The 21,393-nt window shown below is 46.9% G+C and carries 20 protein-coding genes and 1 riboswitch; of the genes, 14 read left to right on the plus strand and 6 right to left on the minus strand.

Annotation, left to right across the window (positions count from 1 at the left end; translation table 11 throughout):
* The first annotated feature begins 68 nt into the window (after positions 1-68).
* From BTA31_RS03070 to BTA31_RS03080, 3 genes are all read left to right on the plus strand, one after another.
* Positions 69-764 (plus strand): thioredoxin domain-containing protein, encoded by a 696-nt coding sequence (locus BTA31_RS03070; protein ID WP_076788848.1) that lies wholly within the window; start codon positions 69-71, stop codon positions 762-764.
* Positions 754-1,167: a disulfide oxidoreductase gene (locus BTA31_RS03075; RefSeq protein WP_003185211.1), complete on the plus strand. Its 414-nt coding sequence runs from the start codon at positions 754-756 to the stop codon at positions 1,165-1,167. Before BTA31_RS03070 ends, BTA31_RS03075 begins: the two co-directional genes overlap by 11 nt.
* Before the next feature lie 98 nt (positions 1,168-1,265).
* On the plus strand, positions 1,266-1,751 hold the full coding sequence (locus tag BTA31_RS03080) for a GNAT family N-acetyltransferase (protein ID WP_076788849.1): 486 nt from the start codon (positions 1,266-1,268) through the stop codon (positions 1,749-1,751).
* A gap of 95 nt (positions 1,752-1,846) precedes the next feature.
* On the opposite strand, the gene BTA31_RS03085 is transcribed toward BTA31_RS03080, so the two are convergent.
* A complete protein-coding gene (locus BTA31_RS03085) occupies positions 1,847-2,377 on the minus strand; it encodes a GrpB family protein (protein WP_076788850.1) in 531 nt (176 codons plus the stop codon).
* 124 nt (positions 2,378-2,501) lie between these two features.
* Between BTA31_RS03085 and BTA31_RS03090 the strand changes: the two genes are divergently transcribed.
* Both BTA31_RS03090 and helD read left to right on the plus strand, forming a co-directional pair.
* A complete protein-coding gene (locus tag BTA31_RS03090) occupies positions 2,502-3,110 on the plus strand; it encodes a trimeric intracellular cation channel family protein (RefSeq protein WP_076788851.1) in 609 nt (202 codons plus the stop codon).
* Between the two features lie 179 nt (positions 3,111-3,289).
* Positions 3,290-5,620, plus strand: a complete 2,331-nt coding sequence (gene helD / locus BTA31_RS03095; RefSeq protein ID WP_076788852.1) for an RNA polymerase recycling motor HelD — start codon at positions 3,290-3,292, stop codon at positions 5,618-5,620.
* 7 nt (positions 5,621-5,627) lie between these two features.
* Here helD and BTA31_RS03100 read toward each other — a convergent pair whose 3' ends face one another.
* Both BTA31_RS03100 and BTA31_RS03105 read right to left on the minus strand, forming a co-directional pair.
* Complete coding sequence (locus tag BTA31_RS03100) at positions 5,628-6,035, minus strand: DUF5412 domain-containing protein (RefSeq protein ID WP_076788853.1); 408 nt, start codon at positions 6,033-6,035, stop codon at positions 5,628-5,630.
* A 77-nt stretch (positions 6,036-6,112) separates the two neighbouring features.
* Entirely contained in the window at positions 6,113-7,237 is a 1,125-nt protein-coding gene (locus tag BTA31_RS03105) for an aminotransferase class V-fold PLP-dependent enzyme (RefSeq protein WP_076788854.1), read from the minus strand.
* A 264-nt stretch (positions 7,238-7,501) separates the two neighbouring features.
* Between BTA31_RS03105 and BTA31_RS03110 the strand changes: the two genes are divergently transcribed.
* Positions 7,502-8,362 (plus strand): ROK family protein, encoded by an 861-nt coding sequence (locus BTA31_RS03110; RefSeq protein WP_076788855.1) that lies wholly within the window; start codon positions 7,502-7,504, stop codon positions 8,360-8,362.
* A 90-nt stretch (positions 8,363-8,452) separates the two neighbouring features.
* Positions 8,453-9,292 (plus strand): aldo/keto reductase, encoded by an 840-nt coding sequence (locus tag BTA31_RS03115; protein ID WP_076788856.1) that lies wholly within the window; start codon positions 8,453-8,455, stop codon positions 9,290-9,292.
* Between the two features lie 40 nt (positions 9,293-9,332).
* Here the strand turns inward: BTA31_RS03115 and BTA31_RS03120 are convergent, their stop codons facing one another.
* From BTA31_RS03120 to BTA31_RS03130, 3 genes are all read right to left on the minus strand, one after another.
* Positions 9,333-10,784, minus strand: coding sequence for an MDR family MFS transporter (locus tag BTA31_RS03120; RefSeq protein WP_076788857.1), 1,452 nt, complete (start codon positions 10,782-10,784; stop codon positions 9,333-9,335).
* A gap of 200 nt (positions 10,785-10,984) precedes the next feature.
* Positions 10,985-12,844 carry an LTA synthase family protein gene (locus BTA31_RS03125; RefSeq protein WP_076788858.1) on the minus strand — a complete coding sequence of 620 codons (1,860 nt, stop codon included), beginning with the start codon at positions 12,842-12,844 and terminating at the stop codon, positions 10,985-10,987.
* An 81-nt stretch (positions 12,845-12,925) separates the two neighbouring features.
* Positions 12,926-13,396, minus strand: a complete 471-nt coding sequence (locus BTA31_RS03130; protein ID WP_043927218.1) for a metal-dependent hydrolase — start codon at positions 13,394-13,396, stop codon at positions 12,926-12,928.
* 241 nt (positions 13,397-13,637) lie between these two features.
* On the opposite strand from BTA31_RS03130, the gene sspJ reads away from it, so the two are divergent.
* The 7 genes from sspJ (at position 13,638) to BTA31_RS03165 (ending at position 21,352) form a co-directional block, all read left to right on the plus strand.
* On the plus strand, positions 13,638-13,778 hold the full coding sequence (gene sspJ / locus BTA31_RS03135; protein WP_043927217.1) for a small acid-soluble spore protein SspJ: 141 nt from the start codon (positions 13,638-13,640) through the stop codon (positions 13,776-13,778).
* A gap of 161 nt (positions 13,779-13,939) precedes the next feature.
* A riboswitch (Lysine riboswitch) is annotated at positions 13,940-14,116 on the plus strand.
* A gap of 113 nt (positions 14,117-14,229) precedes the next feature.
* The gene (locus tag BTA31_RS03140) at positions 14,230-15,633 is read left to right on the plus strand and encodes an amino acid permease (protein WP_076788859.1); all 1,404 of its coding nucleotides are present in this window, start codon (positions 14,230-14,232) and stop codon (positions 15,631-15,633) included.
* Positions 15,634-15,788: 155 nt separating this feature from the next.
* Positions 15,789-16,853 (plus strand): FecCD family ABC transporter permease, encoded by a 1,065-nt coding sequence (locus tag BTA31_RS03145; RefSeq protein WP_076788860.1) that lies wholly within the window; start codon positions 15,789-15,791, stop codon positions 16,851-16,853.
* Entirely contained in the window at positions 16,853-17,866 is a 1,014-nt protein-coding gene (locus tag BTA31_RS03150) for a FecCD family ABC transporter permease (protein WP_043927214.1), read from the plus strand. Before BTA31_RS03145 ends, BTA31_RS03150 begins: the two co-directional genes overlap by 1 nt.
* Positions 17,867-17,929: 63 nt before the next feature.
* Positions 17,930-18,697, plus strand: a complete 768-nt coding sequence (locus BTA31_RS03155) for an ABC transporter ATP-binding protein (protein ID WP_043927248.1) — start codon at positions 17,930-17,932, stop codon at positions 18,695-18,697.
* A gap of 172 nt (positions 18,698-18,869) precedes the next feature.
* Positions 18,870-19,598 carry a response regulator transcription factor gene (locus tag BTA31_RS03160; RefSeq protein ID WP_043927247.1) on the plus strand — a complete coding sequence of 243 codons (729 nt, stop codon included), beginning with the start codon at positions 18,870-18,872 and terminating at the stop codon, positions 19,596-19,598.
* Entirely contained in the window at positions 19,595-21,352 is a 1,758-nt protein-coding gene (locus BTA31_RS03165) for a sensor histidine kinase (RefSeq protein WP_043927213.1), read from the plus strand. The genes BTA31_RS03160 and BTA31_RS03165 overlap by 4 nt, the downstream gene beginning before the upstream one ends.
* Positions 21,353-21,393 lie beyond the last annotated feature (41 nt).

Raw genomic sequence — 21,393 nt, forward strand, 5'->3', positions numbered from 1 at the left:
TTGTCTTGTTAAAATGAAAGAGGTTATCAAACTGGTATACTAAAAAATAAAAATAATGAGGTGTCTAAGTGAAGAAGAAACAGCAGTCACCGATGAAATTTGCAGTGATTATGACAGTCTTGGTCGTTTTTCTGATCGGCGCACTTGTCGTAATCAACAATCAAACCCAAAATGCTTCGCAAACCTTTGATGACAAGCCTTCAACTGAAGGACAGCCGCTTCTTGGCAACAAAGATGCGACTGTAACGATCACCGAATTCGGAGATTACAAGTGCCCCAGCTGCAAACAGTGGACTGAGACCGTCTTTCCGGATTTGAAAAAGGATTACATCGATAAAGATCAAGTTAATTTTGCATATATTAACTTCGTCAATGAACAGCACGGCAGAGGCTCTGAATTGAGTGCCCTCGCTTCCGAGCAAGTATGGAAGGAAGATCCGGATTCATTCTGGAAATTCCATGAAGCACTGTACAAAGCACAGCCTGACAATGACACGATGGAAAACGAGTGGGCGACGCCGGCAAAATTGGCGGACATCACGGAAGCGAATACGAAAATCAAACGCGATAAACTTGTCAGCAGCTTGAATGACAAAACGTTCGCTGAGCAATTAAAAACGGACAATTCGCTCATCAGCAAATACAGTGTAGACTCGACGCCGACGATCTTTGTCAACGGTATAAAAATCGACAAACCGTTTGATTATGACAAAATCAAAGAAACGATCGAGAAAGAGCTGAAAGGCCAGTCTGATGAAAAATAAACTGCTTTTTCTGTACGGCGCCTGGATCGTCTCATTAACGGCGACGCTAGGCAGCTTGTACTTCAGCGAAATCCGTAAATTCATTCCTTGCGAACTGTGCTGGTATCAGCGGATTATGATGTATCCGCTCGTGCTGATCCTCGGAATTGCGACATTTCAGGGCGATGCCCGCGTGAAAAAATACGTGCTGCCGATGGCGGTGATCGGCGCAGGCATTTCCCTGATGCATTACATGGAACAAAAAATTCCCGGATTCAACGGCATTAAACCGTGTGTCACAGGAGTGCCTTGCTCAGGGCAGTATATCAATTGGTTCGGTTTCATCACGATTCCGTTTCTCGCCCTTATTGCATTTATTTTGATTATCATTTTTATGTGCTTTCTCAAGGGGAAAGACGAGTAAAAAGAGCATTGTCTGACAATGCTCTTTTTTTTATATGTTCAATAGAATAAATGTTATAATATTTGGAAATTATCAAATAGATGAGAGGGAGGATGTAGGTGGAGTTTAAGATTCGTAAAATGAAAAAGCAAGATATCCGTCAAGTACAGACGATTGCCAAAACAAGCTGGAATCATACGTATGAAGGGATCATCCCTTTCGATATTCAAGAGCAATTCTTGCAGAAAGCGTACAATGATGAGAGCATGCAGCAGCGTTTGCAACACTCGTTAATGCTCGTTTCAGAAGCGGAGGGAAAAATCGTCGGCTTTGCCAACTACTCTTTTGTCAGAGAAGGAGGGGAAGCCTATCTCGCGGCCATTTATTTAGCTCCGGAATACCAAGGAAAAGGGATCGGAACCGCATTACTGGAAGAGGGGATAAACCATTTGGAGGGAGTGAAAAAGATCTTTGTAGAGGTTGAAAAAGAAAACCGCACCGGAAAAAACTTTTACAAGGCGAAGGGTTTTGAGGATGTCTCCGAATATGATGAAGATTTTGAAGGGCATATCCTCAAAACAGTCCGAATGGCCTTGCACGTATAATACCAGCTTTCACTTCGTGATTTGGACATAGTAGTATAACAAAACCGCCATAATAAAGGCGATGGCTATTGTAAGCAATTTATGTTTTGTCTTTTTCAGCATGCCGGGCCGCTCCTTTCCAAATGTTTTGCTTTCTCAATCACGGCTGTGATGAACGATTCTTTTCCTTTTGTGTAGGAGGTGCGGTCATATGGAAAACGCCTCGCCAAGGTTTTTTTCAATGTTTCATATTTTTGCCGCTCGACGGAATGCTTTCTTAAATAATTTCGGAATCTCAGCTGATTTTTCCATTCTTCGCTTTGAAAAACGTATACATGCAGATGGTGTGTGCCTGCCCTCCACATTCCTTTTCGAAAAAAGCGCCTGGCCGGGAAACCTTCGTGAAATACATGTTCATAACCGAGCTGCTGAAGCGGTTCGATCCATGCTGAAGCTTCGCTGAGACTGTTGACGCCGGCGATCAGATCGAGCACCGGTTTTGCTGCAAGGCCGGGAACAGAGGTGCTGCCAATGTGTTCAATAGCGAGAACTTTTTTTCCGAGGACATCCGTGAGCCGCTGTTTTTCAGCTTCAAATTCGTGCGCCCACTGGGCTTTCGCTTTTTCGATGATGATCTCCTGTTCCATGTTTCCGCCCCTTTAAAAACGTCTTTTTATATTATAAGATATTTTGATTCAAAGAGGGTTGATTTAAAGGTTGGAGAAGTTATAAAATCAAAAAGATTGAAGTTTCGTATGGAGGACATCTTAGATGGCATGGGAAGTGTTGAGCATCATCGGAACCGTTGCTTTTGCGATCAGCGGAGCGATCGTTGCAATGGAAGAAGAGTATGATATTTTAGGAGTTTATATATTGGGGATTGTGACGGCGTTCGGCGGAGGGGCGATCAGAAACCTGCTCATCGGAGTTCCGGTGTCCGCCTTGTGGGAGCAGGGGAGTCTGTTTCTAATCGCTCTTGTCTCGATCACGATCGTTTTTTTGTTTCCGAAGCTTCTGTTAAAGCATTGGAGCACCTGGGGGAGCTTTTCAGACGCGATCGGTCTTGCCGCATTTGCGATACAAGGAGCGCTTTATGCCGTTCACATGAACCATCCGGTCAGCGCGGTGATCGTTGCGGCGGTCTTAACAGGAAGCGGCGGCGGAATGATCCGGGACCTTCTGGCCGGAAGAAAGCCGCTTGTGCTGAAAACGGAGATTTACGCCGTTTGGGCCGCTTTGGGCGGATTCATTATCGGCATGGGCTGGGCGGAGAAGCCGCTCACATTGTATATCCTGTTTGCTTTGCTGGTCGCATGCCGTGTATGTTCGTACATGTTCAACTGGAAGCTGCCGAACCGTTCGCTGCGGTCCCACAGCTGAATAGAAAAAAAGCCGATTTTTCGTTGATTGAAAAATCGGCTTTTTATATTGATTTGACCTAAGATTATATGATAAGATGAAGTGTATTTTAACATAAAATTTCAATTATTATAATTTTATCCATTTTTATTTTATCATGAATCTTTTTCAATGTCAAATCTTTTTAGGGAGTGGTCAGCGTGCAGAAAAACGGTCAGGAATGGCTGGAAGAGGAAAAACGAATCCGGCTTGTTTTAAAGGAATTGGATCAGAAGCTTCATTCTCTAAAGGGAAAGACCGGCGGATTGAAGGAGGATATCATCGATTTACGGAAACATTTTTGGAGTGATGTCACCGTAAACTTGGCCGATGAAAATGAAGCGGTTGAAACATTTTTTAGCATTAAACAGCAGGCTGAAGTTTTGGCTGAAAGGGAAAGGAGCCATAAGCAGTTTTACAGCCAGTTGAAAAACCTGTTAAAAGTGAAAGAGTCGCCTTATTTCGGCCGCGTAGATTTTTTGGAGGACGGCGAAGAAAACGCTGAATCCGTCTACATCGGACTCGCCTCTTTAATGGATGAAAAAGAAGAGCGGTTTTTGATTTATGATTGGAGAGCGCCGATTTCCAGTCTTTTCTACAACTATGGACCCGGCGCGGCTCAATACGAAGTTCCGGACGAGACGGTCAGGGGAACGATTGAGCTGAAAAGGCAATTTCTCTTCAAAAACGGACAGCTGAAAGCGATGTTTAATACGGATATGGCGATTGGGGATGAAGTCCTTCAGGAAGTGCTGGGGCAGCAGGCCGATATCCAGATGAAAAGCATCGTCGCGACGATTCAAAAAGAACAGAATCAGATCATTCGGAACGAAAAGAGCCGTTTTTTAATTGTTCGGGGAGCGGCTGGGAGCGGAAAAACGTCGGCGGCATTGCAGCGGGCCGCATATTTGCTGTACCGCGGCCGCGGGCAGATCGAGTCGAGCCAGATGCTGCTATTCTCTCCAAACCTGCTTTTTAACAGCTATGTCGCCAATGTTCTGCCTGAGCTCGGAGAGGAAAACATCCAGCAGACGACGTTCCAGGAATTTGTGGCGCGTCGCCTAGGAAAGCAGGTATCATGCGAGACTCCGTTCGATCAGCTCGAATATTGTTTAACCGCTTCAGACGGTGAGGAGCAGCGCATCCGGATGAAATCGATTGAATTGAAATCCAGTCTGGCTTTCAAAGGCATCATCGATGATTACGTCAAATATTTGGCAAAAGGACACCTGGTGTTTAAACATATCGCCTTTCGCGGAAAAAGGATCATCACAAGCGGTCAGATACGGGAATTTTTCGCGGCCCTTGATCATTCAGACACGCTGTCCAACCGGATTGAACAAACGGGAAAATGGCTGTTACAGCTGCTAAACAAATATGAACGCCAGGAAAGAAAAAAAGACTGGGTCATCGAAGAAAGCGAGTTGCTGGATAAAGGGGAATACTTAAAGGCTTATAAACGTCTTCAGGAGGAACAGCGCTTTACGGAGAATACGTTTGACGATTATGAAAGGGAGCGAAACCTCCTCGCCGCCATCATTGCCGAAAGGGAGTTCAAACCGCTCAAGCAAGCGGTAAAAGCGTTCGGCTTTATTGATTTTAAAGGAACATACCTTCAGCTTTTTTCCGGACGCTTTACCCCGCAAACGCGCCCTGATGACTGGCAAAGCATTTGCACATTCACTCAGAAAAGCTTTCGTTTTGAGAAGCTGCTGTATGAAGATGCCGTCCCTTTTTTATATATGAAAAACCAGCTGAAAGGCGGGGAAAAAAACACGGCAATCCGCCATTTATTCATTGATGAAGCCCAGGATTACACGCCTTTTCAGCTTGCTTTTTTGGAGAGCTTGTTTCCCGCGTGCAGCATCACGATGCTGGGAGACTTAAACCAGGCGATTCTTGCCCATGCCTATCACGACAAGACGCTTCTATCAGGAGGCGTGTTTGAAGGCGAAAAAACGGAGATCATCACCTTGAAGCGCAGCTACAGGTCGACGAAAGAAATTGTTGAATTGACAAAGCGCATCATCGAAGGGGGCGAAGAGATCGAAGCTTTTAACAGGAACGGTCAAAAACCGACTTTGACAATATCAGCCGATCCTCATGCACACCATAAAGAGATGGCTTCCCTTATGACCGCCCTTCAAAAAGAAGGACTTGAGACGATTGCAGTCATCTGTAAAACAGTCCGGGAATGCAGGGATGCGTTCCAGCATCTTCAGCAGCATGCAGAGCTTAAACTGATCGATAAAGAAACGAGAACGTTTCAAAAAGGCGTGGTCGTCATTCCCGTCTATTTGGCGAAAGGGATCGAATTTGATGCCGTCGTCATTTATGACGCTTCTGAAAAGCAATACAAAAAGGAAAGAGAGCGGACTTTATTTTATACGGCGTGCACAAGGGCGATGCATGAGCTCCATCTCTTTTCTCTTGGAAAGGAAACGCACTTTTTAAACGGTGTTTCAAATGATATGTACACGAAAAGAGAGTGACGCTGGATCACTCTCTTCTTCCGTCATATATATCCGTTCTGACGTCCAGCACGTTGTTGTTGATGGACACATGGTATTTGTCTTGCCATTCAATTTTGGCACGTTCTTCTTCGTATCCCCAATAGATATTCTTTCGTTCACCGGTGGCAACCGTTGTCAATTCCCCTCTGACGGAAGGGGAGTTGGTTCCCCCGCCTTTATTTACTCTGTACAAATTCAGGTTGTATGCTTGATTCGGCGAAGCTGAAGACTGAAACCAATTTCCTTTCGGCAGATGATTCATTGAGTAAAAATGCGTATACACGATATATCCGATGGTAATCCCGGACGCAAGCAAAACAGCCAAAACGGCAAACAAAATTTTTCGGCGCGAAGGCTTCCTCTGCTCTTTTAATCCGTCAATATAAAGCTCCAATTTGTCTCATTCCTTGATGAAAATTGTTTTTTTATAGTTTAAGGAAAAAATCGCATTCTGTCTATTTTGAAGCCGGCTTAGCCCAAGAGTGCCGCGATCTCATCGATCACAAACCCGATTTCCTCCTTTGTGTTGTAAAAATGCGGAGCTATTCTGATGACGTTGTTTCGCGCTGAGACGATGATATGTTTTTCCCGCAAGAGGGATTCAATACGGCCCGCCTCTTCGGCATACACTGAGATCAGGCTTGTTCTGTTATGTACGGTCTTGGGGCCTGTGATCTTCAGGCCTTTTTCCGCACCGTATTGCAAAGAGAATGCCGCGAGCTGCCGCAGGTAGGGCTCGATTCTGTCGGGCTCTGCTTCGAGCAGCAGCTTCAAGGCCGCGTCTGCCGCATAAATGCTGATAAATGCCGGTGTCCCCGACTCGAAGCGTTTCGCACCTTCCGCAAAGCCTGAATCTAAGGCAAATGGTGTGTTCCTTCCGAACCAGCCGGCCGTTTTTGGCTCAAATTGTTCGCAAAGTTCGCGTTTCATATACAAAAAAGCTGTTCCGGGAATGCCGAGCATGTATTTGCGAGTCCCCGCCGCAAGGATGTCGATATCCATGTCTTTGACATGAATCGGAATGTGGCCGGCGGTTTGATAGGCGTCGACGAATAAAAGCGACCCTTTTTGATGAACAATCTCGGCAATCTGTTTGACGTCTTGCTTAAACCCGTTCCGATAGCCGGCATGGGGTACACATGTCAAGAGCGTCTGATCGGTAACGTCTTTTTCGTATTGTTCCAAGTTAATCATTCCGTCTTCGCTCTGAATGATGTTGAGGTGATCCTTGAAGCGGTCTTGCGCAAGCCAAATTTGGCCGACGGCAGGAAAATCGATATCCGTGAAGACGATCTGCCTTCGGTGCAACGGCTGCGGCAATGAAGCGGCCACAGCAGCCACAGCGTCGGATACTGACGGCAAAACGGCTATCTCTTCTTTTTCGGCACCGATCAGCCGGGCGAATTTTTCCTTAGCCTCATCCATCTTGCCGAGATGCGCTTTCCAATCTGCGCCGGATGTTAAAAGGCCGTTCTGATACTCATCAACTGCTTTGGCAACAGGCAGAGCCAGCGCGCTTCCGGAGCATGCGGCAAGGTGAACATGATCAGACAATATCGGAAATAAAGAACGGAAATTGTGAAATGGATGCTTCATGATATCCCTCCTCATTAAAGCTTCGTGCCGGGCTTTAAAAAACCTCTTTTTCACGGTTGCGATAAAGCGGTCAGAAGTCTCTTTAAGGGAATGTTTTTAACGCGGCAGCTGTTTAAAAACTGCCACATTTTCGGGAAGCAGTCTTCCGACGGCGTCAAAGCCCCCATGCTCTGGTGAATCCATGTTCAGTGTGATTGCTTTCTTTCATTGTCTGATTTATGATTCAATTAAAGCAGTTCAAACAGATGAAAAGGAGCCGAGAGGATGAAACATTACGGTGCAATAGAAGCAGGAGGCACAAAGTTTGTTTGTGCAGTTGGAACAGTAAACGGAGAAATCATAGACAGGATGACGATCCCGACGGAGACGCCTGAGGAGACCATTGGAAAGCTGACCGATTTCTTCAGCAAATATCAGCTCACATCAATGGGGGTGGGTTCTTTTGGACCTATATCGGTTGCAAAAGATAAAGAGGATTACGGATACATAACCAATACGCCGAAATTAGCCTGGAAGGGGTACCCGTTTATTCCCGAATTGGAAAAAAGGCTCGGCATTCCGGTTTCGTTTACGACTGATGTAAACGCTGCCGCGCTTGGCGAGCTGACGAAAGGAGCGGCGCAAGGCTTGGAAAGCTGCTTGTATATTACAGTCGGCACAGGAATTGGAGCAGGAGCGATTGTCGGCGGCCGGCTCGTGCAGAGCACGCTCCATCCTGAAATGGGTCACCTTCTCATTAGACGGCATCCGCAGGATACGTTTGAAGGAATCTGTCCGTATCACAAGGACTGCCTTGAAGGGATGGCATCGGGTCCGGCGCTTGAAAAGCGATGGGGGAAAAAGGGCAAGGATTTGGCTGAAAACGAGGAAGTTTGGGAGCTTGAAGCCGACTATTTAGCGCAGGCTCTCATGCAATATATTTTGATTCTGTGCCCTGAAAAAATCATCATGGGCGGCGGTGTCATGAAGCAGCAGCAGCTGTTCCCGCTGATACGCAAAAAGCTTGCCGAATATATGAACGGATATGTCGACCTGCCTGATCTTGAAGGCTACATCGTGCCGCCTGGTCTCGGCGACGATCAAGGAATCACCGGAGCGCTCGCTTTGGCACATGCAGCCGGATGAGCAAGTTGTTTTGTAAAATCCACCCAGTGTGAGATAATAAAAGCGGTGCGTTTAAAAAGCATCTAGAAAAAAGAAAGGTGGTCGTTCAAAATGGTAAGCAGTTTAAAGGACACTGTGACATTACATAACGGTGTGAAAATGCCATGGTTTGGACTTGGAGTTTTCAAAGTGGAAGAAGGCAGCCAAGTCGTTGAATCTGTGAAAGCAGCCATTAAAAACGGATACCGGAGCATTGACACAGCCGCTATCTATCAAAATGAAGAAGGCGTCGGCAAAGGGATTAAAGAATCAGACGTTTCCCGCGAAGAGCTTTTCATCACGTCAAAGGTTTGGAACAGTGACCAGGGATATGAAAAAACATTGGCGGCTTTTGATGAAAGCCTTCGAAAACTCGGCCTTGACTACCTTGATTTATATTTGATTCATTGGCCTGGAAAAGACAAATATAAAGATACGTGGCGCGCGCTTGAAAAGCTGTACAAAGACGGCAGAGTGAAAGCGATTGGCGTCAGCAACTTCAATGTGCACCATTTGGAAAGCTTATTGGAAGATGCGGAAATTAAACCGATGGTCAATCAGGTTGAATTCCATCCGCGGCTGACTCAGGCTGAGCTTAGGGACTACTGCAAAAAGCAGGGCATTCAGGTGGAAGCATGGTCTCCGCTCATGCAGGGAAAACTCCTCGATGATCAGGTGCTGACTGATATCGCAAACAAATACAATAAATCCGTCGCTCAAGTCATCCTGCGCTGGGATTTGCAAAGTGAAGTCGTCACCATTCCGAAGTCAATCAAAGAACACCGCATTATTGAAAATGCCGATATTTTTGACTTTGAATTATCAGCGGAAGATGTCGAAAAAATCAACGCTCTTAACAAAGATGAGCGCGTCGGTCCGGATCCTGACACAATGGTTCACGGATTCGAATAACCATAAGAAAATCCCGGGTTTTTATGCACCCGGGATTTTTTTATTTCTCATGAATGGCCAAGCGGCCTTTCGCTTGTTTTCTTCTGCTGCCGTCAAGCCGTCCGCGTCGGTGCTGCTTAATAAAGAATGAGAGAACCAATCCGATTCCCGACAATGCGGCCGCGGTCATAAACGCCAGATTGACGCCGTGAATCATCGCCGTATCTGAAGACGGACCGGCAGGATCGGTAAGCGCACGCTGTGTCATGATGGTGATGAGAACAGCCGTCCCGATCGATCCGGACATCTGTCTCATCGTATTGTTCATGGCCGTTCCGTGAGGTATCAAATGGCGCGGGAGCTGGTTCAAGCCGGCTGTCGTAACAGGCATGAGCACCATCCCCATGCCGACCATCCGAATCGCATAGACGATAGACAAATAAGCAAAAGGCGTCGTCTTTGTCAGATGGGTTAACAGCAATGTGGTCACGAAGATCATCGTCAAACCGGTGATGCTCAAGATCCGCGCGCCGATTTTGTCAAAAATTCTTCCGGTAATCGGAGACATCAGCCCCATCACTACTGCTCCCGGAAACAACATCATCCCCGATTCCATCGCCGTGAAATGGCGCATATCCTGCATATACATCGGCACGATCGTCGCCGCTCCGATCATCGACATAAAAACGACCATCCCGATAATCGTCGCCAGGGTAAACATCGGATATTTAAATACCCTGAATTCCAAAATCGGTTCTTCCAAATGGAGCTGCCTCCAAATGAACCAAAACAGCGCAACGCTGCCGACGGCGAAGCCGGCCAGCACGTCCGCACCCGTCCAGCCGGCAACACCGGCGCTGCTGAAGCCGTACAGAATGCCGCCGAAGCCAAGCGAAGACAAAATGATGGAAGTAACGTCCATCTTAGGTGATGTCTGTTCGGTGACATTTTTTAAAATAAAGTGTGCGGCAATCATGTCGATAACGGCGAACGGAAGCAACAGGTAAAACAATACTTCCCAAGGATAGCGATCGACGATCCAGCCTGACAGGGTCGGTCCGACAGCGGGAGCGAAGGCAATCACAAGCCCGACCATTCCCATCGCTGATCCGCGTTTTTCCTTTGGGAAAATCAATAAAAGCACCGTCTGCATCAATGGCATCATAATGCCCGCACCGGCCGCCTGCACGACGCGTCCTGCAATCAGCGCCGGAAAGCTGAATGACAAGGCGCAGATCAGCGTCCCGGCCGTAAATAAAGACATTGCCGCCATGAACAGCTTTCTCGTTGTGAATTTTTCAATTAAAAAAGCCGTAACTGGAATCATGATCCCATTCACGAGCATAAAAACGGTCGTCAGCCATTGGGCAAGCCCCGGCGTAATGTTTAAGTCCCTCATGATCGGAGGCAGAGCCGTCGTCAAAAGCGTCTGATTCAAAATGGCGATAAACGTCCCCATAATCAAGACGGCAACAATCGGTAATTGATTTGTCTTGTGCTGTGTTTCACTCATATTAAAACCTTCTTATTTATCATTTTTTATAACACTTTATGAAATAATCGGTACTCGAAATAACTTCTCTTTTCATTTAGGGTAACGAAGGAACTGCAAAACCGCAAGATCATTTTTAACATTCGGTATATAATACCCAGCGGTCCCTCAATTTAAACAGCCCCTTTAAGCCGGATTCTCCCCGGCTTAAAGGGGACGGATTATTTTTTATAAAACCTCAGCAAATCACCGTTAATAATCTTATCGGAAAGGGAAAGCTCTTCATTCGCTTTCTCTATGAGAGGGCCGCATTTGTCCTCTCCATCGTTGATCATGTCCCCGGTTTTTTTGCTGTAGCACGTATTTTTCGTGTAGATATAATCATCTGTAATAAAGCTGCCGTTTCTCAACACAGCGAAAGGCATTCTTTCTTTCGAAAACAGGTCATTGCCGAACTGAATCATGCCTTTTGTATCAATTCCGAGCAAATGGAGCAATGTCGGTTTGACATCAATCTGGCCGCCTGTTTCAGATATCGTTTTCGGATCTTGGTCCGTTACCCCCGGAATGTGGATAATCAGCGGTACCCGCTGCAGCTGAACGGTATCGTAAGGGGTGATTTCATCTTTGCCCAAAAATTGAGCCAGCGCATCGTTGTGCGCTTCTGATATGCCGTAGTGATCTCCCATGAAGACGATCACAGAATTGTCGTATAGGCCGTTTTTCTTCAGTTTTGCGATGAAATGCTTCAATGCTTCGTCTTCATAGCGTACAGTCGTGACATACCGGTTTAAAATCTCACTGTCCGAATCGTACTCATCAATCAGCTTATCCTCATCATCAATTTGAAACGGAAAATGGTTCGTCAATGTGATCAGGTTGCTGTAGAAGGGCTGCGGCAAGTCTTTCATCAAGTCGGCCGATTGCGTTAAAAACTCCTTATCCTTCAGGCCCCAGCCCGTTGAATTTTCAGGTGTCACATGAAAATGGGAGACGTCATAAAAGCTGTCGATGCCAAGGGCTTTGTACATGACGTCCCTGTTCCAGAATTTTTTATGGTTGGCATGGAAAACCGATGTTCTGTAATCGTGGTTCGCCAATGTTTTATACATCGAATTGTACGCATTTTCGCTCTTCGTAAAAAACACTGAACCGCTCAGAGACGGATAGAGCGAATTGGCGACAATGAATTCAGAATCGGACGTTTTCCCCTGTTCGGTCTGCTGATAAAAATGGTCGAAATAATAGCTTTTTTGAATGAACTTGTTCATGAACGGCGTGATCTCCTGGCCGTTCACCTCTTCATTGATGACAAATGTCTGGGTGGATTCAAGCGTTACAAAGATGACGTTTCGTCCTTCAGCAATCCCGAACATATCTGGGTTCGGTTTGCTGTAGTCGGCATTTGTGTAGTTTTCGATCGTTGCCAGACTGTTTTCATCAGCGACCGCTTTTTGTGTCAAATTAAAGGTCTGTGAAATGCCGTCCAGCAGATGAAACTGATATAAGCCGATATTTTTTACAAGCACTTCCCTGTCGTAGGAGTAGCTTAAAAACTTCGGCTGATCCAGCTCCGACAGGGCGAGATTAAACAGCACCGTTCCGGCGGCTGCCGCATAGTAGATCTTAACGGCTTTAGCGGAAAGCTTTTTGCCGGTTCTTTCGCGCGTTTTCGCCAGCCAGACCATGAGAGCCAGGTCCAGGAAAAGCGCGATGAAAACCGGATTGAACAGCTCCTGAAAACTGCTTCCAAGCCCTCCGAGGTTTTTTGCCTGGAACAGGACGGGAATGGTGATGAAATCGATGTAGAAACCATAAAAAATGCTGTTTGCAATCAAGATGCCCGTCAGGACGACATTAGCCCCGATTAAATAGAGACGCTGCGTTTTTTCGCGAAAAAAGAGGCTGATGCCGAGTACAGGGATGAGAAAGCTAAGCGGGTTGATAAACAGGATCAGTTCCTGAAGTGCGTTGTCGATTTGTAAATTAAAGCCCAGCTTGTAGATGAAGTACGTCTTCATCCACATGAAAAAGATGGATAGGCATAAAAACCACTGCTTTTTAAAAAATTGTTCTTTCATATAAATAGCTCCTCACATATAATCCCCGCAGGTAAAGAACACCAAGATAAAATATAGCAATCAGTCAAACCGTCCCCTTCGTCAGGCGATCAAGTTCGCAATAAAATAGCACGAAACAACAGTAAGCACAGCAAGAACGCCTTGTTCCGCCTTCCCGCCGGTTTTAATATAAAGGGGCAGCCGAACCTTAATGGCGGACGGAAAGAAAAGTTTGATGCCGTTTACAGTCCCGGCATCAAGGAGCAGATGGCTCGCCATTCCGGCCATCAATCCGACAAGTATGCTCTGATCTGTAAAATATAAATGTGCCGCAAATGCCGTGATCAGCAAAAAGAGCAGGCTGTGTGTAAACGTCCTGTGCCCGAAGACAGAACTGATCACTGCTGATAAAATCGGAAGCCTTCTGCCTATCTTGCTTTTTGTATGGCAAATATCCGGAATCAATGCTCCGATAACGCCCGAAGCTGTCATGAACACCGGATCATATCCATAAAAATAAGCAGCAGCCGTACAAGAAGCGACCCCTCCCATGATGTGTGTTTTTCCTGTCATATCGCTTCTCCTTTAAGACCTATAACAATTTCCTAATGAAAACTATATCAAGAGTTCTGACGGCCTTCAAGACAGATGGTGATAACTTGTCAGCTAAAAAATCGCATTTTCCTGAGGCGATCGGCACGTTTTCATCTAAAATAAGGTGTTTTCAGTGAAAAAACACCTTTCAAGGTTCTGCATAATTTTAAAATGATAAGCCAAATTAAAATTGTACCACATTTTTAAAGAGGTGATTCATTTGGGTATTTTCTTCAATAAAGATAGAGGAAATAAGGAAAAGGACCAAAACGCTGTTCGGGGGGCGCTTGACGATGCAGGACAAGCGCTGAAAGGAGACCCTCTGCAAGAGGCGGTCAACAAAAAGAAAAATAACCGATAAATAACAGATGGAAGGGCCCGTCTTCCATTCTGCAGAAGGCTGCCAAAAAAGGCGGCCTTTTGGTGCACCTGTCCGTTTTTTCCATCACTTCCCTTTGACAGATTAAATTTTCTCTGGTAACCTCTTTTCAGAATATGTGATAAATCCTCACTCTTAACTCTTAGTGAGGTAGAGGTTGCGCGGATGATGAGTCGCATGTGTGAGGCTGATGGGGCCGATGATCATATGCAAAAGGCATCAGCGCCGAAGCATAAGGAAGCCATTCATTCTTTATGCTGGGTCTGCATTGAATAAGTGCAGGACTGCCGCGGGTTTTCCCGCGGAGGGCTATCCGGAGATCAAGAGTGTATGTTTAACCAAAGCATGGACTTTTGTTCATGTTTTTTTATTTTGAATGATCTCACGGTCTGGTCCGGCATATTTTTTATAAAATGCTCGGAGGTTATATCTTATGGAACAGACAAAAAAATGGGGCTTCTGGCTTCTTACGGCTTTTGTTGTCGGCAATATGGTCGGCTCAGGGATTTTTATGCTCCCCAGCACACTCGCTCAGACGGCAAGCCCGCTCGGCGTAACGGCGGCATGGCTGGTGACGGGTGCGGGGGTGCTGATGATCGCCCTTGTATTCGGTCATTTATCCATTCGCCGCCCGGATCTTAAAGCAGGTCCGCAAAGCTATGCAAGAGCTTTATTCTCAGACCCTAAAAAAGGGAATGCGGCAGGTTTTACAATGGTTTGGGGATATTGGGTGGCAAGCTGGATCAGCAACGTGGCCATCATTACAAGCCTTGCAGGCTATATGACGACTTTCCTGCCGATCTTAACTGACGGACGCGAGCTGGTTGAACTCGGCGGCCACTCCGTCACACTTGGACAGATCTTGACATTTATCGTGTGTACGATTTTGTTATGGGGGACGCATTTCATCTTAGTCTCCAGCATAAATGGAGCAGGCAAGCTGAACTTTTTAGCGACTTTTTCCAAAGTGCTTGGGTTTGTCCTGTTTATTGTTGCAGGTTTATTCGTTTTTCAAACGGCATTATTCGAATCATTTTATTTTCCGATCGAATCAGAAGGCAAAAGCATAGGGCTGGGCGGACAGGTTCACAATGCGGCGATTTCAACGCTGTGGGCGTTTGTCGGCATCGAGTCCGCGGTGATCTTATCAGGGCGCGCATCATCCCAGCGCGCTGTGAAACGCGCGACGATTACCGGACTGTTAATTGCGCTCGGCATTTATATGATTATCACTTTAATTACGATGGGCGTCATCCCGCACGATCAGCTCCAGGCATCAGATAAACCGTTCGTTGATGTACTGCACGTGATCATCGGCAGCTTTGGCAGCGTGATTATGGCGGTCTTGGCAATCGTTTCTTTGTTCGGATCGATGCTCGGCTGGATTTTAATCGGCGCAGAGGTTCCGTATCAGGCGGCAAAGGCCGGTGATTTTCCTGCTTTCTTTGCGAAAACGAACAAAAAGGGAAGCCCAGTCAATTCATTGATCGTCACAAACGTGATGTCGCAGATCTTTATTTTCTCAACGATTTCGGGAACGATCAGCGAGGCCTTTACGTTTTTAACAACGTCGGCGACGCTCGCTTACCTTGTGCCTTATCTCGTAGCGGCTGTTTTCAGTTTGAAGCTTATCCTCAAAGGGGAGACATACGGCGAGCTGAAAGGCTCAAGAACAGGGGACGGCATTATCGCTTTGGCCGCTCTTGCGTACTCTTTATGGGTCATCGTTTCAGGCACGTCTGACTTGACCACCTTTATCTTGGGAATCGGGCTGTTTTTCGTCGGTCTTGCGATCTACCCGTTCGTCTACAAAAAGTTCAAAAATAATCAAGTGTGATAAAGCTCTTTGCCAGCCGGGTCTTTTAGCAGAAGATCGGCTGGCTTTTTGATTCCCGCCGAAAATTTTGATTAAAATTTTTGCTTAGGCCTGTTATACTATACATGAAAATGATAATCGTTATCGGTTAAAAAGATCGAAAGGAATGGCATCGAGTGAGCTCTCACAAAAACATACATCATATCAACAGCACGGATGGCCCTGATGAAGAACAGAAACCGATCAGCCGTCCGCTCGGCGCTGTTTTTGTCCTGGCCGGCGGAATCATGCTGCTGCTTTTTGGCGCCGCATTATCGATTGCGCTCGGTGCGGCTGATATAAAGCTTGGAACGGTTTGGGACGCCGTTTTTCATTTTGACGCGAAAAATACGGCCCATCAAATTATTCAGGAGCTCAGACTGCCAAGAACGGTAAGTGCGGCTCTTGTGGGCGCCTGCCTGGCGGTTTCCGGGGCCGTGATGCAGGGGATGACGAGAAACCCTCTCGCATCGCCGGAAATTATGAGCGTCACGCACGGGTCAGCTTTCGCAATTGCCATTGCATTTGCTTTTTTTCCAGGAACCTCATCGGTCGGGCTGATGATCTGGTCATTTGCCGGTGCCGGTCTTGGAGCGGGGCTCGTTTTTGCGATCGGAATGTTTTCAAAAGGCGGTCTTACGCCTGTAAAGCTGGCTTTGGCCGGTACGGCTGTCGGCACGTTCCTGAGCGCTCTTTCTACGAGCATCGCGATCCATTTTGATGTGGCGCGCGACGTCAGTTTTTGGTATGCAGGAGGCGTCGCCGGCACGAAATGGCTCAGCATTCAGTTGTTGATTCCGGCGGCAGCACTCGGTTTGGCGGTCGTTTTTGTCATCGCCCGTTCCATTACGGTTCTAAGCCTGGGAGAGGAGCTGGCGAAAGGGCTCGGTCAATATACGAAGACGGTTAAAGCGATCGGAATCGTGTCGGTTGTTCTGCTGACGGGTGCCGCTGTATCCGTAGCCGGGGCGATCGGTTTTATCGGATTGATCATTCCGCATATGACCCGCTTTCTGGTCGGGGTTGATTACCGCTGGATCATTCCATGCTCAGCTGTGCTTGGCGCCGTCCTTCTGATCTATGCGGATATTGCGGCAAGGCTGGTCAACCCGCCGTTTGAAACACCTGTCGGAGCAGTAACGGCGCTTGTCGGCGTACCATTCTTTCTCTATCTGGCTCGCAGGGAAAGGAGTGGACTGTAATGCTCAGGAAAAACAACAGACGGGCGGCTGCGGTGATGCTCGTCATGGCCGTGCTGACGGCCGCCGTGTTTTTATTAAGCATGAACATGGGAGAAATCCGCATCGCACCGCTTGATACATTGAAAACACTGTTCGGCTACGGAACGCCGCAGGATGAACTTGTATTGTTTGAATTCCGTTTGCCGCGCATGGTCCTCGCCATGCTGATCGGTGCGGGAGTTGCTGTCTCCGGAGCCGTCTGGCAGGGGATATCCCGGAATGACCTGGCCGATCCGGGGATATTGGGCATCAATACGGGAGCAGGTTTTGCCGTTGTGCTGTTCATCTTCTATTTTCAGGGCGACGTTGGCAACCTGCAAAAAGGATTCGTTTTTTCCCTGCCGATTTTCGCATTTTTGGGAGCCTGCTTTGCAGTCGTTTCCATCTATTTGCTGGCGTGGAAAAAAGGCTTGAATCCCATTCGCCTCGTTCTGGTCGGCATCGGAGTGAATGCGGCGTTTTCGGCGGCCATCTTAATGCTGCAGCTTAAAATGGACCCGAATGACTTTATGCAGGCGGCTGTTTGGCTGTCAGGAAATATATGGAGTTCAAACTGGAGCTTTGTCTCGGCCGTGCTGCCATGGATCGTCGTGCTGATTCCTTTTATCCTCTATAAAGCGCGCTATTTAAACGTGCTGAATCTCGGTGATCAGCTCGCAACAGGGCTCGGAACGGCAGTTGAAAAGGAGCGGCGCACACTGCTTCTGTCGGCAGCCGCGCTGAGCGGCGCGTGTGTAGCGGCTGGAGGAAATATTACGTTTCTCGGTCTTGTGGCTCCGCATATTGCCAGAAGACTTGTCGGGCCGAAGCACCAGCTTTTAATCCCGGCTTCCGCGTTGACCGGAGCATTGCTCTTTTTACTGGCGGACTTAATCGGAAGAATGATACTGGCGCCTTCGGAAATTCCCGTAGGGCTTGTCATTGCCGCTTTAGGCGCGCCGTACTTTATCTATTTGCTTATGAAAACAAATTAAAGAAGGGAAGGGTGCAAGGTGTCTCTTTCAACTAACAACCTGGGGATCGGCTACGGCGAACAGATGATTGTCGAAAACCTAAACCTCCACATACCAAAAGGAAAAGTAACGACCATGATCGGTCCAAACGGGTGCGGCAAATCAACGATATTAAAAACGATGGCGCGCATACAGCGTTCGAGAACAGGCGCCGTTTATTTAAACGGCAAAGCGATCCACCAAATGTCGACGAAGGATATAGCCAAACAGATGGCGATTCTTCCGCAGACGCCTGAGGCGCCAGGCGGTTTGACCGTATATGAGCTCGTTTCTTACGGCCGTTTTCCTCATCAAAAGGGAATGGGCAGGCTCTCGGCCGATGACCGCCGCATGGTGGAATGGTCTCTCGAAGTGACAGGAATGCTGCCTTTTTATGACCGGCCGATTGAAGCCCTTTCTGGGGGACAGCGCCAGCGCGTCTGGATTGCGATGGCCCTTGCCCAGGAAACGGAGCTCTTGCTGCTTGACGAACCGACAACCTATTTGGACTTGGCGCACCAGCTTGAAATTCTGCAACTGCTGGAAAAGCTCAACAAAGAAGAAGGCCGAACGATTTTAATGGTTATTCACGACCTCAACCATGCCGCTCGCTTTGCCCATCATATGGTGGCGCTGAACAGCGGTGCGATTGTCAAAGAGGGCGCTCCTCATGAAGTCATGACATCAGAAGTATTAAAAAAGGTGTTTCAGATTGATGCTGAAATTATTTTAGACCCGCGCACAGGAAAGCCGGTGTGCCTGACTTACGATCTATTGAAAAAAGAAGAGGATCAGAGGCTGGCAACCGGATGACAGACATCGGACAGATGTCTGTTTTTTTATTCCATGATTTCGTAAAGTAAAAAATCATTTCTAAAAAAGTTTATTTTTACTTTAAAATCAGAAAATGGGTGCCGATAAAGATATAATAGATGGTAAGATGAGGATATCAAAACATGATATTGACAGAAAGGAAAGAAGGATTTTGGAAAATGCGACGATTTTGATTGTGGATGACGAAGACGCCATTGTTCAAATGGTCAAGCGCGTCCTCACGAAGGAAGGATTTTCAGAAGTTCTGACCGCGAACAGCGCAGAAGAAGCGCTCGACATCGTGAAAAAGGACACCGTGCACTTAATACTTCTCGATGTCATGATGCCGGGACAGACAGGATTTGATGTATCTCCTGAAATCAGGCGGCACACCAACGCCCCGATCTTCTTTTTGACGGCGAAAACATCCGATCTCGATAAACTGTCAGGTTTTGCCTACGGGGCTGATGATTATATTACAAAACCTTTTAATCCTCTGGAGCTAATTGCCAGGATTAAAGCGCATTTAAAAAGAACGTATATACATAAGGAAGTCGCAGCTGCTTCGATATCTTCAGCCTACGAATATGAACGCTTTACATTTCATCCCGACTTTGCGGAGCTGATCGTGGACGGAGAAACGGTCAGCTGCTCGGCGCAGCTGCTCCAGCTTCTGCAATATTTTTGCGATCATCCGAACAGGGTGCTTTCCAAGGACCAAATTTATGAAAAAGTGTGGGGCGTTCCATCTTACGGAGACAGCAACACCGTCATGGTACATATCAGAAAGCTGAGGGAGAAAATCGAAAAAGACCCGAGCAGCCCCGAATATATCGTCACGATTCGCGGTCTTGGATATAAGTTCGTTCCCAATCCTGGAAGAAAAGAGAGCGAAGGATGAAGCTCAGGGGTAAGCTCGTTCTCCATTTTGTCAGCCAGATTTTCCTGATTCTCGGTCTTGTCCTCGCCACTCTGCTGCTATCCTTCATCTTTTTCGCTCTCCGGTTAAGCGAGAGCGAAGCGGATACAGGCTTGGCAAAAGCCACATCAGACACGTTTGAAAGCTGGGTCAGCGTAGATGACAATAACAATTGGCAGATTGAAGATATCTTGAAATCGGCTATCGACAAACAGGGAGGCTGGCTTCAAATATTAGACGGCAAAGAGAAAACCGTTTATTCCTACCGTCTTCCTTCGGAAATTCAGAGGCAGTACCACAGGGAAGACCTGGTATCCGTTTTTGACAAAAAAAGAATCAAAAAATATCAAGTTAACTTCTGGTCTGCCAATTTCAATGATGAAGACTACGTGATTTTATTCGGCTGGGAGTCGAAAAGCGATACGATCCTGTCCTATTTGGATAAAGAAGAAAAGGATATGGCGGACCTTTCTTCCTATAAAAAAAGCACGCTTGATTTCATTAAGAAAAACAAAGGGTCCGTCTATCTGTTCAGCGAAAAAGGGAAAATGTTGGACTCGATCTATCAGGACATAGACTACAGCCAGGGAATCAATGAGCTGGAGCTTTTAAAATACGGATCAAAGCCATGGAACTACGAGCACGAGTTTTCATACAGGCGCTTAAGCGCGACAGAATGGCTGATCGCGGCTACGCCGAACCCGATTTATAATCCGGATCATGAGTTCAACAGGACGATGATCGGACTCGCTTTAAAAATCGTTCTGCTCGTGATCGGCGTTCTGATCGTATTGATGTCTTCCATGACGATCTGGTATTCTTTCAGATTCGGCATGCCGATCATCCATACGATTAAATGGATCGTCAACCTTTCAAAAGGGCGATTTGAAGAACCGAGAAACCGGAAAGGCCGCCCGCAAAGCCGGAACAAAAAAGGAAAGCGAAAACAGCCGTACCGGCTGTTCACAGAAGTGTTTGAATCGATGGAACAGCTGACAGAAACGCTGAAAAAAGACGAGCAAAACCGCAAGAAAATCCAAACGACCCGTGAGGAATGGATCGCAGGGCTCTCCCATGATTTAAAAACGCCGCTCAGCACAATTTACGGCTACAGCATGATGCTGGAGTCTCCAAACTATGAGTGGTCAAAAGAAGAAATCCGCGAAATCGGCCAGGCGATGAAAGAAAAGTCGGATTACATGTCACAGCTAATCGAAGACTTGAACTTGACGTACAGGCTGAAAAACGATGCCTTGCCGATTAAACGCCAGACAGTGAAGCTTGTGCCGTTTTTAAAGAGTTTCGTCGAAGAGTTTAAGCGCCATTCGTTTTCGGAAGGATACAACGTGTCTTTTGAATACAAGCAAGAAGATACCGAGTTTGCGATAGACAGAGGCTGGTTCAGAAGAGTCTTGGAAAACCTCCTCGCCAACGCCGTCAAACATAACAAAAAAGGTACTGACATCAAGGTGATCCTTGAAGAATCCAAGCAATATATCATTCTTAAAATTCAAGACAACGGAAGAGGCATGGACTCTGAAACCGTCTCAAATTTATTTAACCGCTACTACAGGGGAACGCATACAAAAGATGCGACAGAAGGAAGCGGTCTCGGCCTTGCCATTTCTTTGGAACTTGTCCACCTCCACGACGGCTGCATCGCAGTTGACAGCCGGACAGGCCGCGGGACGGAAATCACGATGGAATTTAAGAAAAACCCTAAAGCCGCCAAATAAGCGGCAAGAAAAAGAAGAAGCCGAAGGCAGTTGCCTTTAGG

The organism is Bacillus haynesii (genome assembly GCF_001969855.1).
Classification (GTDB): Bacteria; Bacillota; Bacilli; order Bacillales; family Bacillaceae; genus Bacillus; species Bacillus haynesii.

What these genes read in the sequence shown, in the direction of transcription:
- BTA31_RS03120 (WP_076788857.1), bottom strand. Translation starts at nt 10,784, where the DNA reads ATGAGTGAAACACAGCACAAGACAAATCAATTACCGATTGTTGCCGTC.
- BTA31_RS03115 (WP_076788856.1), top strand. Translation starts at nt 8,453, where the DNA reads ATGGTAAGCAGTTTAAAGGACACTGTGACATTACATAACGGTGTGAAA.
- BTA31_RS03125 (WP_076788858.1), bottom strand. Translation starts at nt 12,844, where the DNA reads ATGAAAGAACAATTTTTTAAAAAGCAGTGGTTTTTATGCCTATCCATC.
- BTA31_RS03085 (WP_076788850.1), bottom strand. Translation starts at nt 2,377, where the DNA reads ATGGAACAGGAGATCATCATCGAAAAAGCGAAAGCCCAGTGGGCGCAC.
- BTA31_RS03105 (WP_076788854.1), bottom strand. Translation starts at nt 7,237, where the DNA reads ATGAAGCATCCATTTCACAATTTCCGTTCTTTATTTCCGATATTGTCT.
- BTA31_RS03140 (WP_076788859.1), top strand. Translation starts at nt 14,230, where the DNA reads ATGGAACAGACAAAAAAATGGGGCTTCTGGCTTCTTACGGCTTTTGTT.
- BTA31_RS03130 (WP_043927218.1), bottom strand. Translation starts at nt 13,396, where the DNA reads ATGACAGGAAAAACACACATCATGGGAGGGGTCGCTTCTTGTACGGCT.
- BTA31_RS03075 (WP_003185211.1), top strand. Translation starts at nt 754, where the DNA reads ATGAAAAATAAACTGCTTTTTCTGTACGGCGCCTGGATCGTCTCATTA.
- BTA31_RS03090 (WP_076788851.1), top strand. Translation starts at nt 2,502, where the DNA reads ATGGCATGGGAAGTGTTGAGCATCATCGGAACCGTTGCTTTTGCGATC.
- BTA31_RS03110 (WP_076788855.1), top strand. Translation starts at nt 7,502, where the DNA reads ATGAAACATTACGGTGCAATAGAAGCAGGAGGCACAAAGTTTGTTTGT.
- BTA31_RS03155 (WP_043927248.1), top strand. Translation starts at nt 17,930, where the DNA reads ATGATTGTCGAAAACCTAAACCTCCACATACCAAAAGGAAAAGTAACG.
- BTA31_RS03150 (WP_043927214.1), top strand. Translation starts at nt 16,853, where the DNA reads ATGCTCAGGAAAAACAACAGACGGGCGGCTGCGGTGATGCTCGTCATG.
- BTA31_RS03165 (WP_043927213.1), top strand. Translation starts at nt 19,595, where the DNA reads ATGAAGCTCAGGGGTAAGCTCGTTCTCCATTTTGTCAGCCAGATTTTC.